The organism is Ancylothrix sp. D3o (genome assembly GCF_025370775.1).
In the GTDB taxonomy this organism is placed as follows: domain Bacteria; phylum Cyanobacteriota; class Cyanobacteriia; order Cyanobacteriales; family Oscillatoriaceae; genus Ancylothrix.
Map to the genome: position 1 here is coordinate 664,090 of NZ_JAMXEX010000001.1, position 15,203 is coordinate 679,292.

The window sequence follows — 15,203 nt, forward strand, 5'->3', positions numbered from 1 at the left end:
ACTCATCTGTATTCATCTGCGTTTATCTGCGTTTATCTGCGGTTTAAAAATCCCTCAACCCCAAACTAAACTAATGATAAAAATTAGAACAATTACCAGCAGCTTTCACTTAAATTCCCCCAAACAAGCCGAAACCAGCATCAAATATGCCGTAAATTTCAACCGGCAAGCTAAGGATTTTTTTGAGTCGCAAGGGTATGAGGTGCAAACAACACGCATTTCTACCAATTCTTGGCAGCAATATTTGCAGGAGTTGTCTGCGGGGGAAGTAGTAGCGGCTGTACAAAAACTTGAGGAAACTTGCCAAAATTTAGGGGGTGATTTTTTTAGTATTGGCTATGCAGACACTCCAGAAAGCATTGCTTTAATTCCGGCAATTATTAAGAATACTTCGATGATTTTTTGCTCAAGTAAAATGGGGGTAAGAAAAGAGAATTTGAGCTTTGTAAATACAAAAGCTTCGGCAATGGCAATTAAAAGTATTGCGGAAGAAACCGAGGGAGGTTTGGGCAATTTTCGGTTTTGTGCGTGGGCAAATTGTAACCCAGGGATTCCCTTTTTTCCGGTTTCTTATCACGATGAGGATGATTCTGGGTTTTCGTTTGCCTTGGGGTTAGAGTGTGGTGATTTGGCAAGGTTAGCTTTTTCGCAATCTCAAAATCTTGAGGAAGCAGAGGAGAATTTTTCTCAAGTTTTGAAGGAAAATGTGCTTAAAGTTGAGGCGATAGCTGAGAATATTTCTAATACTTTTAAATGGAAATACAAAGGCATCGATTCATCTCTGGTACCGGCTTTAGACAAAAGTTCTAGTATTGCCTATAGTTATGAAAGTTTGGGTTTAGGGAAGTTTGGAAATGCGGCAACTTTGGCAATTTCTGCAATGATTACACGGGTGTTAAAAAATGTGCCTGTGAGGTTATGTGGGTATTCGGGTTTAATGTTGCCGGTTTGTGAGGATGTGGGATTGGCGGAAAGAGCAAATGAGGGAACTTATAATTTGACAAATTTATTGTTATATTCTGCTGTTTGTGGTTGTGGTTTAGATACGGTGCCACTTCCGGGGGATATTTCGGTGGAAAAATTAGAGGCAATTTTGTTAGATGTGGCGAGTTTGGCTATTAAGTTGGATAAGCCTCTTTCGGCGCGGTTGTTTCCTATTCCTGGGAAAAAATCAGGGGAAATGACTGTTTTTGATTCTCCTTATTTGGTGAATTGTAAAATTTTTGATGTGTAGGTTGGGTTGTAAAACCCAACCCATAAGCCTTTACATTTCCGTAAACAAACTCGGCGAAGTCAGCACAAAAACATCGCGTGTTCCTTCCCCATCTTCGAGGGGTTTAATTGGGGTGGTAAAGTGGAAAAATTCGCGGTCATTTACTAACAAGAGTTCACCGGCATTGAGAACTTTGTTAAACATTGGCTTTTCGCGTTTTTGTTTATAAAGGTGGGTTTCGCCGCCTTGGATGTTGTGGCGATCTACGGCAAAAATGCCAATATAATCGCAACCATCTCTGTGTATGCCTTCGGGTGCGGGGTTGCCAAAGTTTGCCGGTGAGCAACTGGTGCGAATTTGGTGAACTCCGATGTCAATTCCAGGGGCAATTTTGCAATATTCGCTGAATTCAAAGACTAGTTTTTTAAATTCATTAAGGGCTATTAATTGGTCGTCTAATTCTGCAAATTCTCGTTTAACATCTCCGAGTAAGGGGTTATATTCTTTGGGTTGGAATAGATAGCCGTGTGGCAGTTTGATGAGGCTATCACCGGCAATTTTAAACCGCGATAACCGCCGCGAACGATATTTGCCTTTGATATATGGATCAACCGGCATATCGGCAAAAAATGGCTTAAATTGTTCTAGCTTTATAGAGTCTACTTTTTCTAAAGCAAAACTAATCGCATAATCTAAATTGGGCGATCCCCATAGCGTTTGCATAGATTTTTCTCCATTTATCGCTGATCCCCATCTTAACCTAGGTTTAAGGGGGGTCTATATTTCCTAGTATAAACGAAAATTAGAAAAGTGTCGTTAAATAGACTACAAAAAGGGTCAATTTATGGTACATAATCGCCAGAAAGTTTAATCAGGCCGGCAGGATAAATATTAATCAGGCCGGCGGGATAAATATTAATCAGGCCGGCGGGATAAATATTAATCAGGCCGGCAGGATGCCGGCCCCACTTTATGAACGGACGGCCTTAATTAACGATTGACAAGCTTTCAGGAAAATTGCCACATCTACGCCTAAGCCGACGTATTGGACACCGGCCTCAATCCACTGTTTGGCAGTGTCGGGGTTGTCTGCAAAAGTACCTACTGCTTTGCCAGAATTACGAATGATTTTGATAGATTTCTGCATTAATTCTAACACTTTTGGATCGCGGACTTGCCCCGGAATTCCTAACGATTGGGATAAATCATAAGGGCCAAGAAAAATAACATCTATGTGGGGTACGCTAACAATTTCATTTAAGTTTTCAACCCCGGCTTTTCCTTCGACGTGAACAACAACTAGGGAGTTTTCGTTTAGTTGGTCGGTGATTTGTGTGCCGGCTGCGGTGTAAAGACCGGCCCGCGTATTGAACGACAAACCTCGCGCACCCAAGGGGCTATATTTTGCGCCTTTAATGACAGCTTCCGCGTCTTCTTTTTTTTCAATTTGCGGCACTTGTACGCCGGCGCTACCAATATCTAATGCGCGTTGAATTTGGGGGGCATCATTTTTGCGAACACGGATGATCGGCGCAATTCCTGCACAGTCTGCGGCGCGACATAAATCTTCAGCACCAAGGGTATGCAAGGGGCCGTGTTCCATATCAATTACGGCAAAATCAAAGCCGGCTATTCCGCAAATTTCTATGAATGCTGGATAGGCACAATTGACGAATGTTCCTATAACAAATTCACCATTTTTTAGTTTTTGTTTGAGTTTATTATCTTTCATTTTGGTGTTAATTTGTGGTTTGGCTTTCTTGCTAACTTTGGTTTTTTGTCCCAATTACTGATGTTTTTCTGGCTCTGGTTAAATTATATTCCTTTTGGCACGGAAGAAAGTTATAATTTATGGCAACTTTGAAATTTTACAGGGGTGGGATGTTTTTTAACCGCAGATAAACGCAGATGAATAGGATGGGTTTTTGGAATCTGTTCGCAGTCTGTGGGAAAATTTTATGGGGATGGTTTGATGATTTTTTATGTCCCGAACTTCCAAAAAGATACCTGTATAGTCCAGAATTAATAGTTGGGGTCTCTAGCTGACCCAGCAATTACGTCGGAACAAAGCCATTAGCACTTAACCATTTTTCCATGATGAAGCTATCACGTCGCATCTCAAAAAATAAATCTCTTACTAGCCTTATTCTTGCCTTAACATGGCTAATTTCTCTGCTTCCGAGTGCGGGTGCAACTCCCCCTCGCACACCCGATAAAAACGAAAGTTGTGATATTTTAGTGGCCGGTGGGGGTTTGGCCGGTGCTGCTACTGCTTATGAAGGTTTATTAGCAGGAAAAACTGTTTGTTTAACAGAAATTACTGATTGGGTAGGTGGGCAAATTTCTGCACAAGGAACTTCTGCACTGGATGAACGACGGACTCAGCGAAGTTTGTTATTTTATCCGCGTGGGTATTTGGAATTTCGCAAACAAATTGAAGAAAAATATGGCCGGCTTAACCCTGGTGCCTGTTGGGTAAGTGAATCGTGTTTTATGCCTTATGATGGTCACAAATTGCTCTTTGATATTCTTAAAGATGCGGAAGATCGCGGTAATGGCAATTTGAAATGGTATCCTAACACCGTGATTAAGGATTTACAAATTAGCAGCGATGGCAAACAAATAAATAGCGCTATTGCTATTCAACACAAACCGGCTGCCGGCACTCCTCCGATTAATACGGAACCGCTTTCTCAAACCATTGAAGATGCTTATCGCTATGAAAATTCGCGTCGTTTTGATAAAAATATTATCCGTTTTAGCCCGCCCAATCGTCAAGCAAAAACGCCTTGGTATGTGGTGGATGCAACAGAAACAGGCGAATTAATTGCCCTCGCTGATGTGCCTTATAAACTTGGAATTGACCCCCGTTCGGCTGCCGAACCAACCTCATCTAGCACCACCGGCGATCCCTATTGCACTCAAGGGTTTACCTATACCTTTGCCATGCAAGCAACCGAAGAACCGCAAACCCATAAATTGCCAAGTTTTTATGATCAATATGCGCCTTATTACAGCTATGAATTACAGCGTTTAGCAAGTTTTCCCCTGGTGTTTTCTTATCGTCAGATATGGAGTATGAACCCAGATGAAAAACGACCAGCAGATCCAAAACAATATCCCATTTATCCGGGGGATATTTCGATGCAAAACTGGACTTGGGGCAATGATTACCGGCCCGGAACTTCCAAAGATAACCTCATTTTTAGCCGCGAACAATTGCAAGAAACCGGCCAATTAAACAGGGGTAACTGGATGGGGGGACTACGGACAGAAGCGCTGCGAAAAGGAGAGGAAAAAGCAATTGGCTATTTTTATTGGTTGGTGGCGGGAACAACCGATTCCCAGTTAGGAAATAACGTCAAAAAACCCTATCCTAATAATCGCTACCTAAGCGGTTTTGATTCGCCAATGGGAACCGCACACGGACTTTCTAAATACCCTTATATGCGGGAAGGCCGGCGGATTATTGGCCGACCTGGAATTAGCAACCCAGAAGGCTTTATGGTGTCGGAAATTGATATTACTAGAAAAGATTTTCGCCAAGAATGGTATCGCAGCAATTTAGACCCAGAAATGTATCGAGATTTGTGGGTAGGAATGGCCGGTTTGCAAATTCCAGCTATCATTACAGGTCTAGTTTCTGTCGATGATTTAAAACCGCGAACTCGTGCAACTATATTCCCTGATTCGGTGGGAATTGGTCACTATGCAATTGATTTTCACCCTTGTATGCAAAACTATCCTGCGGAGGCGCCGGGGAATAAAGAACGCGAAGGAGAACGTCGCGGTGCTGATCCAAATGCTTATCCTTTCCAAATTCCATTAAGAGCGATGATTCCGCAAAAAATTGATAATATGTTGGTAGCAGGAAAAAGCATCGCAACCAGTCATATTGCAGCAGCAGCTTATCGCATTCATTCCTTTGAATGGTCGAGTGGTGCAGCGGCGGGAGTAACAGCAGCTTTTGCATTAGAAAATAATGTCATGCCTTATCAACTTGTCGATGAACTTCCATTTAAAGAATCGCAACTGGAAGCGCTACAAAAACGTTTAGATGCAAGTGGAAATCCGACCGCTTTTCCGAATACTTCAATTTTTAATGAAGATTGGAAAACCTGGCAATAATTGCTGATTTAATTGCCTAAAATATTAAGAAACTCGCTTTGTAAACAGAAAGCGGGTTTCTCTAAAGTAGTAAGCCTCAACCTACGGAGAATTCACCGGCACCGTAGCATTCACCAAAGTTAAAAGCGGGCCGGTTTGATCCTGACCATTCACCGCCAAATCACTATGACAAAGATAAACTCTTTCCCTGGCACGACACAACAAATCTAACAAAATACGCCGCAAACGAGCCTCATCTTCCCGCGATTGATCCTCACTCATCCAACTTCGACCATTCCAACTTTTTTGAAACAAACCATAGCCAAAACGCGCCGCCTCCCCACTACTTTGCCACAAAGGCGAACCCGCATCTAACCAAAATTGCCAACGATGAAAACGCCGGTTAAAACGATATTGAAAAATCGTCCCCAACGTCACAGCACCCCCTGGCGGCCAAAATTCCAAACCCCGATAAGGATTGGCACTAATTGAACTGCGACGAAGCAACAAAATAAACTCACCCACCGTTACTTCTTCCGCCACATATTCCTGCGGTTGAATTTGTCGCAGCCGTTCATCAACCTGCCAATAATGTTGAGCAATTTCTATTAATTCTCGCAGCGCCGTTACCTGCTCAATTTGTAAAATTTTACCCTTCCATAAAAACTCTTGTATTGCCCGATCCAACACGGAAACAAAACTAGGAATTAAGCGCTGTTGCAATTGATTTCTTTGCTTATCTATCCATCTCAAAATTTCCTCATAAGCAGTTTTTGCCCGATATCCCAATCTATCCCAACGCGGAAACTCCGTCACCGGCAACAAACGCGGAAATTCTGGGTCAGGATGGAAACAATGATCCACCAACAAACCCGCCCGCACCGGATCAATTGCCATCACTAAATTAGCCTCAAACGGCATACTTTCTGAAGTTTCTTCTGGTAAAATATCCAGCGTCTTATCCACAGATTGCCGGCTCAAAATCACCAACATTTCAGCAACCGCATCGCGTTCTACCAACCGGCCCAACCCCGGATAAACCAACCCCAAAAGTGTCAATAACCCCCGAATCATAGGCGAACTCGCCAGCGGTCTTTGTTCATTCAAAGGCTCAACAGGAATGCCATTTTTTGATAAAATTTCCATCAAACTATAACGGGCAATAGCATCCAAACCAGGCGTAATTACAGCAATATCTTTTGCTTCCACTTCTTTTGATTTAATCGCTTTAATAATTACATCTGCCGTTTTTCTCAACAATTGAGAACGCGCCACCTCTTGAATTGATTGCAGCGCCGGATCGGCAATTAAACCCGATGGATAATTATAAACATTTAACACCCTTTCTATAATCGTTTCCCCCAACAAAAAACCCACATTATCAACAGGAGGATTTAACCTTTCCACGACACACCGGCCCGCCAAACCCGCCATATAATCCGGGTCAGCATCCAACCCCAAACGCACCGCACCATCACGGTTAAAAGTAAACAATCCTGGCGCACCTTTATCCAGCAAAAATTCAAATAAATTGCGAGTAATTGCCGGGTATTCATCCACATCATCCGCCAAAACGGCCTCATACCGGCGCGTTAAATGTTGTTGATAAATTGCATCCGTTAATAAATAACGCCAATAAAGCTCACAAATAATCCCATACGTTAACAAACCCCGCTCTAAACACCACCCGCGCCAACGTAAAAGCGACTCACCCATACACTCAAAACAAGCAGGGTTCGGCGAAGTAAATCCACTTTGCTCACTAATACCTTGAGCTAAAATAATAGCGATTTCTTCAATAGGCGTACCACTGGCAGAAGCAAGCTGCATTAAGTCTAACAAGCGACGTACTAAACGCGATTCATTGAGATTTTCTTGACGCAACAAGCCGCTATCTAACTCGCTCCGCCAAAGCTTTGTTGCTAATTCTTGTTCTGTTTCTGGACGCAACCGCATGGGAAACTGTGCCCGCAAATTTAGCTTGCTGATTAATAACGGCCAAAATAAAATAACTTCATCACGAAAAAATCGCAGCGGAGTTGTTGTTTGGGATGGATATTTTCCGCCACTTTGGGAAGCAATTTTATCCGCTAATTCCACCCAACCATTCGCCGCAAAAACTAAAATTCCTGGTGTTTTTGGCAAGGGGGAAAGTTTGACTTTTTTGCCTTCTTGGGATAAGCGGGCGGCCTCATAGGCAGTTTTTCCTTGCATCCAAACGCAAAACTGCTCAACAAGCCGGCTGGTTTTGCCGCTTTGAGTAGGGCCGGTAATCCAAATAGAATCAGTCCGCACGGTAGTTTTTGTGAAAAAGTGAAGGATTTAAACAAGAAAGCGCTCAAAAACACGCTAATTCTTATGGTACTCACAACAAGCGCCGATTTGCTGACATTCCCAGTGAGTTTAGCGCCTTTGTGATTTGGGTGTTATTGCGGACACATTGCCGGCGAAAAAAAGCCTATAATAGCCATCTACCTAAAAATATAAGCTGTTGAGTGGTCGTTCTGTCCTAAACTCGCACTCCCAAAAGAGCGATTACACATCAAAAGCTTGCCATGTTTGCTGTATTTCCAATTACAAAATTTCAGACAAAGTGCCGGAATGACAACACCTAATTTGCGAAATATCAAAAACTACTTCCGCGCCGCCGGACAGTGGATTTCTGAGACGCCTGAAAGAAGTCTTGATGAAGCTTACGAGGCAGCTTTGGCAATTAAAGCTATAGAAAATGAACATTTTAACGGCAACAAAATTTCGCCGGAGTTTGGCAATTACACCGAAAGTGTAATGGCTTATTTTCAGGGAGAACTGAATAAATATTTGAATCAAGCGCGGCTAAAATTATCGGCTTTTAATATGAGCCGATCACTGTTAGGCATACCTTCTATAGCCGCCTCAAAAACCCCAAATAACGGAAACGTCCCTAATGGGTATCATGTAGACCGGCAAGATAAAGCAGCGATTATTTTAGAAAAACTCAATTTTATTGATGAAGTATTGGCGAAATATGTGGAACCGGCACCTCTGACAACCACCCCACCTCCCGCCGTCGCCGCACCCCTAACAACCATCTCCAGCAATGGTTTTACTACCACTGTACCAGCCACAAATTTAAACAGTCCCAGAACCCAAGCTTACGGCTCAACTCGTGATATTAACCCCCAAAAAAGAATCGAAAGCATATCCGATAAAACCAGCTTTCTCCCCCGCTCAATTTTGCGAACCATAGACCGACTCAAGCGAGAATTAGACCCCAAAGCGGAAGAAGAAGTCGTGAAAAACTTCCGCAGTTCCAAGATAAAAACTGTCATTTCAATGAAGTTTATCTTGTTGGTGATTTTAATTCCGCTCCTTACCCACCAAATTACAAAAACCTTCTTTGTAGGGCCAATTATTGACCATTTGCGGGAAGGCAAGCAAGTAGAAATTTTCTTGAATAAAGATATGGAGGAAGAAGCTTTTGCCGAAATTAAGCGCTTTGAAGAAAAGCTAGACTTTCAAGTTCTTCTAGGTACACTTCCGCAACTTTCCCCCGAACAAAAAGAAGAAAGACTTAAAGAAAAAGTTGATGAAATTGCCGAACAATTTCGTTACGAAAGCGCCAGTGCCATTAAAAATGTTTTCTCCGATCTGCTGGCCGGTGTAGCCGTGATTATATTGTTTTTAAACAGCCGGCGCGAAATCGAAATACTCAAATCTTTTATCGATGATATTGTTTATGGACTCAGCGACAGCGCCAAAGCATTTATCATCATTTTATTTACCGATGTTTTTGTTGGCTTCCACTCTCCGCACGGTTGGGAAGTCATTTTAGAAGGCGTTTCTCGTCATCTAGGATTGCCCGAAAACCGGCAATTCATCTTCTTATTTATTGCTACCTTCCCCGTGATTTTGGATACCGTCTTTAAGTATTGGATTTTCCGTTACTTAAACCGTATTTCCCCCTCTGCTGTCGCAACTTATCGCAATATGAACGAGTAAATTTTTTGGGGACACTGTTGCCGGTGTGTCCCCCCTAAATATTAGGGAGGTGGTAACATTCCAATTAAATTTTCAGCCACTTGTAAAAATTCTTGAGCGTGCGTAATTATCTCACTTGCTTGCTCCATTGTCACCGCATTTAACCCCCCATAATCTCCGGCAGTTCTTATCTGTTGTGCGCTAATCAAATATCTGTGAAACTCAACAGGAACTCTGCCGGTGCGGGCAAATTCTCGACCAAAAGCTGAAATAACAGCCGCATGACTAGAAAATGACATTTCCTCCCCTGCCAAAAACGCCTCCGCAATATAAAACATCGTGTAATAAGCGCGAGATGCTGCATAATCGGAAAAGTTACTATCCAGCAAAAATGTTGCCGCCATCAAGCTTTGACGTGCTTTTAATAGTAATTGCAATTGCTCATCCGTCATATTGCTATTCCCTCTTTCCGAACATTTCTTAATAAAGGACTCAGCCGGTGGCTAAATTCGTTTTCATCCATAAAAACACAACTAATCACCTCATCATTTTCTAATGATAATTCAGCACTAATATAACTGGTTATTTTAATTTCTTCCCCAATATTCACCGGCCCCTTCAGCACCACCAAAACATCAATATCAGAACCAAACTTCGCATCCCCCCGCGCCTGAGAACCATAGAGCACCATCTGCACCAAACGATCTCCATAAAGCCTCTCAAACCGAACTTTTAATTCTTCTAAAATAACTTTAATCTTATCGTTCATTACTAACCAACATACATCTAAATTTTCATCACCATTTTACCTCAAAAAAAATAGTTGCGCCCTCGCAAGAAAGCGCAACCAAGAACCTCTTCAACTAAATTCAACTAAATCAAACCTTGCCCTCTGGGCCGGCGATCTCCATCCATCGTCAGCTTACCATCTTCGCCATCTTGGGTTAACGCAGCCACTTCTTCACGGCGTTGATCTTCTAACTCTTTATTTTCTGCCCGCAAATCGCCCGGTTCATTGATATACATTTCCGGCTCAATCGCATAATTATTCATCAAACCTTCTTGATCAACCGTATAACCTTTCGTCGTATCAATACTTTCTCTGCTAGTTTGATCGTCGGTTACAGCATCTTGATCATGTTCCTTTGAAGGAGTATGCTTAAACCGTTCTCCTTCGCGTTCTTCACGCGCTGCCACCTCAGCAGGAATGATCCCCCGGTCATAATGAGGCGTATCAGTCTGACTATCAATCAACGGATTTTTATTAGCTTCAGCTTTAGAAGTACCTGGTTTCTCAATCATCTTTTTTCCTCAACTTTTTTCAATCACATCTTTAGCTTAAAGTTGAACTCCCCATAGCGCAAACTATCTTAGGGAAGATATTTTTACCTTCTTACCAACTCCCTAAAAACTTTACTAACATTCTCTATAACCAGATATTGATCCTCATTTAAAACTATGTAACGTTGCAGTAAAAAACTTAAAAATTCGCAAAAGCAGTCTGATCCATTGCTACAAAAACCTTTCCCTCACCGCCCCCCAAAACAAAAGCCGAAATCTCTTGAAAATTGCCCCCCTTCCTAAAAAAACTCCACAACTTTACATCCCCCATAAGAAATACCTTAACTACAAACACCCTCACCTAAAAGAAAGAAAAAAACCCCAGCACCCCCCACCACCAGCCAAACTTGATAGCCCACCTAAATAATTAAAAATTAAACATGACAACCCTAAAACATCAAAAACTCACCCAAAAAACCACCCTAAACACCCTATTTTTTAGCGCCTTTTCCCTCAGCACCGGCACCAAAATCGCAACCGATCAACCCGCCAACTACAGACAACCCCTGCCGGTAAAGCACCAAATCCCCCAGAATGGAAAGATGGGCGCGCGTCTTTGCTGGCAAAAAAAAATAGTTTGGATACCACAAAATTAGAGAAAGATTTATTTTGAAAAACTTCCCAGCATCACCCCCATAATTAAAGATAAATTACCTGATCAGCTTTCAAACTACCCCCAATCATAGTTACACAACTTGTTTCCTTTTTTACCGATTCTAAAAACAATTTTAATCCCATAATCGAGTCAACTTCACCCGATTTAATTGCCATTCCAACCGCAGCGCTCACCTGAACCTTAATTTTATTAGGAATATGACGCTGAAGCGGATTATCCTTCGCTTGTTTAATACAACTTTCAATCGCCTCTCGCGCTTGAATAGAATTAAAATATCTCACCGCAATATTTCGAGGCATAGAAAGCGGTTTCTCATCGCACCCAATCACCCCCGAAACATGAACACCAAGCACAATCATGCGATCTGTTTTTGTCATGCTAGGCTTTTTATCTGTAAACATGGGTTGAAAAAGATTAAACATTTTGACACAAAAATAGCTCAAAAAACTTGGAACGGCGGTCAGATCCTTACTGCTCATTGACTTACACCTTTTAACGCAACACCAATTTTTAGCAGATCCCCCAATAGATTCTAGGAGTTAATTTTTCTCAATCTAGCGAGCCGATGTGACAACAAGCTGTCATAGAGTTGTAGAGCTTGTGTCAGCCACCCCCAAAACACCCACAACAAAATCAGCCAACATTTGATAAACTACATTCATTGGTTCAATTCCCAACGCATCCTAACAACACAACAAAACGGCTTCTATGGCAATTCTTCAACTTGAAAACGGCACAATCCAGACAGAAATTGAAAAAATTTCCGCCGAATTAGCCCCCTTAAACATCCGCTTAAATAGCTGGCCGGTGAGCAACACCCCAGAAAGCCAAAACCTCCTCGCACAGCCCGCCCTAAACGAAGAAGAAAAAGAGCAACTTTTGCAAACCCTAGACCATTACTTTCAACAACTCAAAAACACAGAAAACTATCAATCCCGCGATTTAATTGTCATCCATCCAGACACGCCCAACCTCGACACAATGCTCTCAAAATTTGACAAATGCCACACCCACGCCGATGACGAAGTACGCTATATAATCGACGGCGAAGGAGTCTTTGGTTTTGTCCGCCCCGATGGTTCTCAAGTAGAATTAACAGTCCAAGCAGAAGAATACATAAACGTCCCCGCCGGCACCGAACATTGGTTTTATCTAACATCAACCAAACGAATAAAAGCTGTGCGATATTTTATAGGCACAGAAGGATGGACACCCGAATACACCGGCACCCCCATTAATATCCGCAGATTAGCCACCGTTTAACTAACATCAAAAACCCGGTTTTTTAAATTTTTAATAAACCGGGCTTCTCAATGTCCCCTCCTTAATTTCTCAAATGTTCCTAGAAGTAGACTATCAATTTACCCCAGAAATAGACCCAAACCGGCAAGCAAAAATCATCGCCATTGGTCAAACCGCCGGCACCTGGGATACCAGTTTTTCCCACCGCGAAACCACCTTAAAATCCCACCTTGCCGAAGTCGGAAATATCCGCACAGAAGCCACAGGCCACCACATCGCCACCATCCATTTTCCCCTCGCAAATATAGAAAACGACATCCCAAGTTTATTAACCATGATCTTTGGGAAATACTCAATGGCAGGGCCGGCAAAAGTTATTGCAGTAAGACTCCCAGAAAACTATGGCAAAAAACCCAAACTTGGCATCACCGGCATCCGCCAACATCTAAAAATTTATGATCGTCCCCTGATCATGGCAATCTTTAAACCCGCCTTGGGACTAACCGCCGAAGATCACGCCGCCATATTAAAAGAAGTCGCCTTTGCCGGTTTAGATATCATCAAAGACGACGAAATAATGGGCGACATAGAAACTGCCCCAACCCTGCAAAGATTAAAAGCCTGCCGGCAAATTTTAGACCAACTAAAACAACAAACCGGACGCACAGTTTTATACGCCACAAACGTCACCGGCCCAAACCCCTTAGACATGGCAAAACGCCTCGTTCAAGAAGGAGCAAATGCCCTACTTTTCAATGCCTTAACCTATGGCTTTTCTGCCCTCGAACAACTCACCAGCGACCCCGAAATAAACGTCCCCATTTTTGCCCATCCAGCCCTTGCCGGTGCCCTTTGCGCCGCCCCCGATCATGGCTTTGCTTACTCAGTCATATTAGGCACATTCATGGCTCATAGCGGCACCGACGCCGTACTCTATCCTGCCCATTATGGCAACCTACCTTTTCAAGCAACAGAAGAACAAAAAATCCGCGATTTCCTACGCCAAAAAAACGTCTTTCCCGTCCCCTCCGCCGGCATCCATCCAGGTATAGTACCCAAAGTTTTAGCAGACTATGGAAACGACGTCATATTAAACGCCGGCACCGGCATCATGGATCACCCAGACAACCCCGCCAGCGGCGTTCAAGCCTTCTTTGAAGCCCTCGAAAAAACCACACCAAACCAACCATTCGACCTCGAAACCTTACCCGCCGGCCCCCTGCGTCGCGCCGTCGAAAAATGGGGAAACCAATAATTATCAAATTTCCACAAAATAAACCCATGAAAAACCCAAATAAAATCATATTCTGTGATTTTGACGGCACAATAACTGCCGAAGAAACCTTCGTAGCAATGTTAAAACATTTCACCCCCGAACTCTCAGCCAAACTCATGCCAGAAATGTATGAACTCCGCCTCACCTTACGCCAAGGAGTCAGACAACTACTGGAATCAATCCCCTCAAAAAAATACCCCGAAATCTTAGAATATAGCAGCACAAAAAAAATCCGAACCGGCTTTATAGAACTGCTCGATTATCTTGACAGCCAAAACATCCCCTTCATCGTCGTATCTGGAGGCTTGCGAGGCATGGTAGAAACCGTTCTTGGGCCCCTCAAAAATCGCGTCCAAGCCATCTACGCCGTTGATGTTGATACTAGCAGCGAATACCTGCAAGTCAAATCGCCCTTTGAAGCCGGCAACGAATTAGTTTCAAAAGTCTCAGTCATGGAAAAACACCCCACAGAACAAACCATCGCCATCGGAGATTCCGTCACCGACTTAAACATGGCAATGGAAGCATCATTAGTATTTGCCCGCGACCGGCTCATTCACTATTTAAACGACCGCGAAAAACCCTACATTCCCTGGGATAACTTTCTTGATATTCGCAATTACCTCAACAACAACCCTTAATTTTGTTGAGACTAATTTAGCCTGACTATCCCAAACAAATCTCCCAAACAAAATAAATTCATCCACACTATTTCAAACCTAATGAATTTTGATCCACGCCAACAACTCATCGAAGCCGCCGGCCTATTTTATGCAAAAAATTGGATGAGCGGAACCGCCGGCAACCTCTCCGCACGCCTCAACGATAACAGCTTTTGGATCACCGCCAGCGGCAAAAACAAAGGCGAATTAACCCAACAAGATTTTATCCGCCTCGCCCTTGATGGAACCATCCTAGAAAAACCTACAACCGACATTAAACCCTCAGCAGAAACCAGCATCCACCAAGCAATATATAACTTAATTCCAGAGGCCAAAGCTTGTTATCATGTTCACTCCATCGAAGCCAATTTAGTCTCACGTTTCACAGAAAAAAACACCCTAACCTTACCTCCCATAGAAATGCTCAAAGGCTTAGGAATTTGGGAAGAAAACCCCCACATAGAAATGCCCCTCTTTGACAATTATTTTCACGTCCCCGACATCGCCGCAGAAATCACACAAACCTTTGCATCAACCCCCCCAAAAATACCCGTCCTACTCATCCGTAATCATGGCGTTACAGTATGGGCAAATTCCACCACAACCGCCCGGAATTATATCGAAATCATCGAATATATTTTCCGTTACATGATCAGCGCCCGTCAACTCAACTTAGCCTAATTATTTCTAGCTTTTTCCCCTCACTTCACAGAAGGGGCTAGGCGCTGGCCTCAAAGCACCAAACAAAAAATTTAGAGACATCTTAAAAACTTCCCAATTGCCAGC

At 43.0% G+C, this 15,203-nt stretch carries 15 protein-coding genes; 8 read left to right on the forward strand and 7 right to left on the reverse strand.

The annotated features are described in order from the left end of the window. Window positions 1-73 precede the first annotated feature (73 nt). On the forward strand, window positions 74-1,234 hold the full coding sequence (locus NG798_RS02765) for a DUF711 family protein (protein WP_261220261.1): 1,161 nt from the start codon (window positions 74-76) through the stop codon (window positions 1,232-1,234). Window positions 1,235-1,264: 30 nt separating this feature from the next. Here the strand turns inward: NG798_RS02765 and NG798_RS02770 are convergent, their stop codons facing one another. Both NG798_RS02770 and NG798_RS02775 read right to left on the reverse strand, forming a co-directional pair. Then, entirely contained in the window at window positions 1,265-1,936 is a 672-nt protein-coding gene (locus tag NG798_RS02770; RefSeq protein ID WP_261220262.1) for a 2OG-Fe dioxygenase family protein, read from the reverse strand. 247 nt (window positions 1,937-2,183) lie between these two features. Further along, window positions 2,184-2,945 carry an HpcH/HpaI aldolase/citrate lyase family protein gene (locus tag NG798_RS02775; protein WP_261220263.1) on the reverse strand — a complete coding sequence of 254 codons (762 nt, stop codon included), beginning with the start codon at window positions 2,943-2,945 and terminating at the stop codon, window positions 2,184-2,186. A 362-nt stretch (window positions 2,946-3,307) separates the two neighbouring features. Between NG798_RS02775 and NG798_RS02780 the strand changes: the two genes are divergently transcribed. Continuing rightward, on the forward strand, window positions 3,308-5,341 hold the full coding sequence (locus tag NG798_RS02780) for an FAD-dependent oxidoreductase (protein WP_261220264.1): 2,034 nt from the start codon (window positions 3,308-3,310) through the stop codon (window positions 5,339-5,341). A gap of 81 nt (window positions 5,342-5,422) precedes the next feature. Here the strand turns inward: NG798_RS02780 and NG798_RS02785 are convergent, their stop codons facing one another. After that, window positions 5,423-7,615 carry a recombinase family protein gene (locus NG798_RS02785; protein WP_261220265.1) on the reverse strand — a complete coding sequence of 731 codons (2,193 nt, stop codon included), beginning with the start codon at window positions 7,613-7,615 and terminating at the stop codon, window positions 5,423-5,425. A gap of 306 nt (window positions 7,616-7,921) precedes the next feature. Between NG798_RS02785 and NG798_RS02790 the strand changes: the two genes are divergently transcribed. Then, complete coding sequence (locus tag NG798_RS02790) at window positions 7,922-9,301, forward strand: proton extrusion protein PcxA (RefSeq protein ID WP_261220266.1); 1,380 nt, start codon at window positions 7,922-7,924, stop codon at window positions 9,299-9,301. Between the two features lie 41 nt (window positions 9,302-9,342). Here the strand turns inward: NG798_RS02790 and NG798_RS02795 are convergent, their stop codons facing one another. The 3 genes from NG798_RS02795 to NG798_RS02805 form a co-directional block, all read right to left on the reverse strand. Next, window positions 9,343-9,732 carry a HEPN domain-containing protein gene (locus tag NG798_RS02795; protein WP_261220267.1) on the reverse strand — a complete coding sequence of 130 codons (390 nt, stop codon included), beginning with the start codon at window positions 9,730-9,732 and terminating at the stop codon, window positions 9,343-9,345. Continuing rightward, window positions 9,729-10,049, reverse strand: a complete 321-nt coding sequence (locus NG798_RS02800; protein WP_261220268.1) for a nucleotidyltransferase domain-containing protein — start codon at window positions 10,047-10,049, stop codon at window positions 9,729-9,731. The genes NG798_RS02795 and NG798_RS02800 overlap by 4 nt, the downstream gene beginning before the upstream one ends. Before the next feature lie 104 nt (window positions 10,050-10,153). Next, a complete protein-coding gene (locus tag NG798_RS02805; RefSeq protein WP_261220269.1) occupies window positions 10,154-10,582 on the reverse strand; it encodes a hypothetical protein in 429 nt (142 codons plus the stop codon). 419 nt (window positions 10,583-11,001) lie between these two features. Between NG798_RS02805 and NG798_RS02810 the strand changes: the two genes are divergently transcribed. After that, window positions 11,002-11,217 (forward strand): hypothetical protein, encoded by a 216-nt coding sequence (locus NG798_RS02810; protein ID WP_261220270.1) that lies wholly within the window; start codon window positions 11,002-11,004, stop codon window positions 11,215-11,217. 43 nt (window positions 11,218-11,260) lie between these two features. On the opposite strand, the gene NG798_RS02815 is transcribed toward NG798_RS02810, so the two are convergent. After that, window positions 11,261-11,614, reverse strand: coding sequence for a hypothetical protein (locus tag NG798_RS02815; protein ID WP_261220271.1), 354 nt, complete (start codon window positions 11,612-11,614; stop codon window positions 11,261-11,263). 331 nt (window positions 11,615-11,945) lie between these two features. On the opposite strand from NG798_RS02815, the gene NG798_RS02820 reads away from it, so the two are divergent. The 4 genes from NG798_RS02820 (at window position 11,946) to mtnB (ending at window position 15,098) form a co-directional block, all read left to right on the forward strand. Next, window positions 11,946-12,500 (forward strand): acireductone dioxygenase, encoded by a 555-nt coding sequence (locus NG798_RS02820; RefSeq protein ID WP_261220272.1) that lies wholly within the window; start codon window positions 11,946-11,948, stop codon window positions 12,498-12,500. A gap of 73 nt (window positions 12,501-12,573) precedes the next feature. Then, on the forward strand, window positions 12,574-13,734 hold the full coding sequence (locus NG798_RS02825) for a RuBisCO large subunit C-terminal-like domain-containing protein (RefSeq protein WP_261220273.1): 1,161 nt from the start codon (window positions 12,574-12,576) through the stop codon (window positions 13,732-13,734). Window positions 13,735-13,760: 26 nt separating this feature from the next. Next, window positions 13,761-14,396, forward strand: coding sequence for an HAD-IB family phosphatase (locus NG798_RS02830; protein WP_261220274.1), 636 nt, complete (start codon window positions 13,761-13,763; stop codon window positions 14,394-14,396). Window positions 14,397-14,477: 81 nt separating this feature from the next. Continuing rightward, the gene (mtnB, locus tag NG798_RS02835) at window positions 14,478-15,098 is read left to right on the forward strand and encodes a methylthioribulose 1-phosphate dehydratase (RefSeq protein ID WP_261220275.1); all 621 of its coding nucleotides are present in this window, start codon (window positions 14,478-14,480) and stop codon (window positions 15,096-15,098) included. The last annotated feature ends 105 nt before the right edge of the window (window positions 15,099-15,203 follow it).

Coding starts and splice junctions, on each gene's coding strand:
- NG798_RS02765 (WP_261220261.1), top strand. CDS start 74: ATGATAAAAATTAGAACAATTACCAGCAGCTTTCACTTAAATTCCCCC.
- NG798_RS02770 (WP_261220262.1), bottom strand. CDS start 1,936: ATGCAAACGCTATGGGGATCGCCCAATTTAGATTATGCGATTAGTTTT.
- NG798_RS02775 (WP_261220263.1), bottom strand. CDS start 2,945: ATGAAAGATAATAAACTCAAACAAAAACTAAAAAATGGTGAATTTGTT.
- NG798_RS02780 (WP_261220264.1), top strand. CDS start 3,308: ATGATGAAGCTATCACGTCGCATCTCAAAAAATAAATCTCTTACTAGC.
- NG798_RS02790 (WP_261220266.1), top strand. CDS start 7,922: ATGACAACACCTAATTTGCGAAATATCAAAAACTACTTCCGCGCCGCC.
- NG798_RS02795 (WP_261220267.1), bottom strand. CDS start 9,732: ATGACGGATGAGCAATTGCAATTACTATTAAAAGCACGTCAAAGCTTG.
- NG798_RS02800 (WP_261220268.1), bottom strand. CDS start 10,049: ATGAACGATAAGATTAAAGTTATTTTAGAAGAATTAAAAGTTCGGTTT.
- NG798_RS02805 (WP_261220269.1), bottom strand. CDS start 10,582: ATGATTGAGAAACCAGGTACTTCTAAAGCTGAAGCTAATAAAAATCCG.
- NG798_RS02810 (WP_261220270.1), top strand. CDS start 11,002: ATGACAACCCTAAAACATCAAAAACTCACCCAAAAAACCACCCTAAAC.
- NG798_RS02815 (WP_261220271.1), bottom strand. CDS start 11,614: ATGACAAAAACAGATCGCATGATTGTGCTTGGTGTTCATGTTTCGGGG.
- NG798_RS02820 (WP_261220272.1), top strand. CDS start 11,946: ATGGCAATTCTTCAACTTGAAAACGGCACAATCCAGACAGAAATTGAA.
- NG798_RS02825 (WP_261220273.1), top strand. CDS start 12,574: ATGTTCCTAGAAGTAGACTATCAATTTACCCCAGAAATAGACCCAAAC.
- NG798_RS02830 (WP_261220274.1), top strand. CDS start 13,761: ATGAAAAACCCAAATAAAATCATATTCTGTGATTTTGACGGCACAATA.
- mtnB (WP_261220275.1), top strand. CDS start 14,478: ATGAATTTTGATCCACGCCAACAACTCATCGAAGCCGCCGGCCTATTT.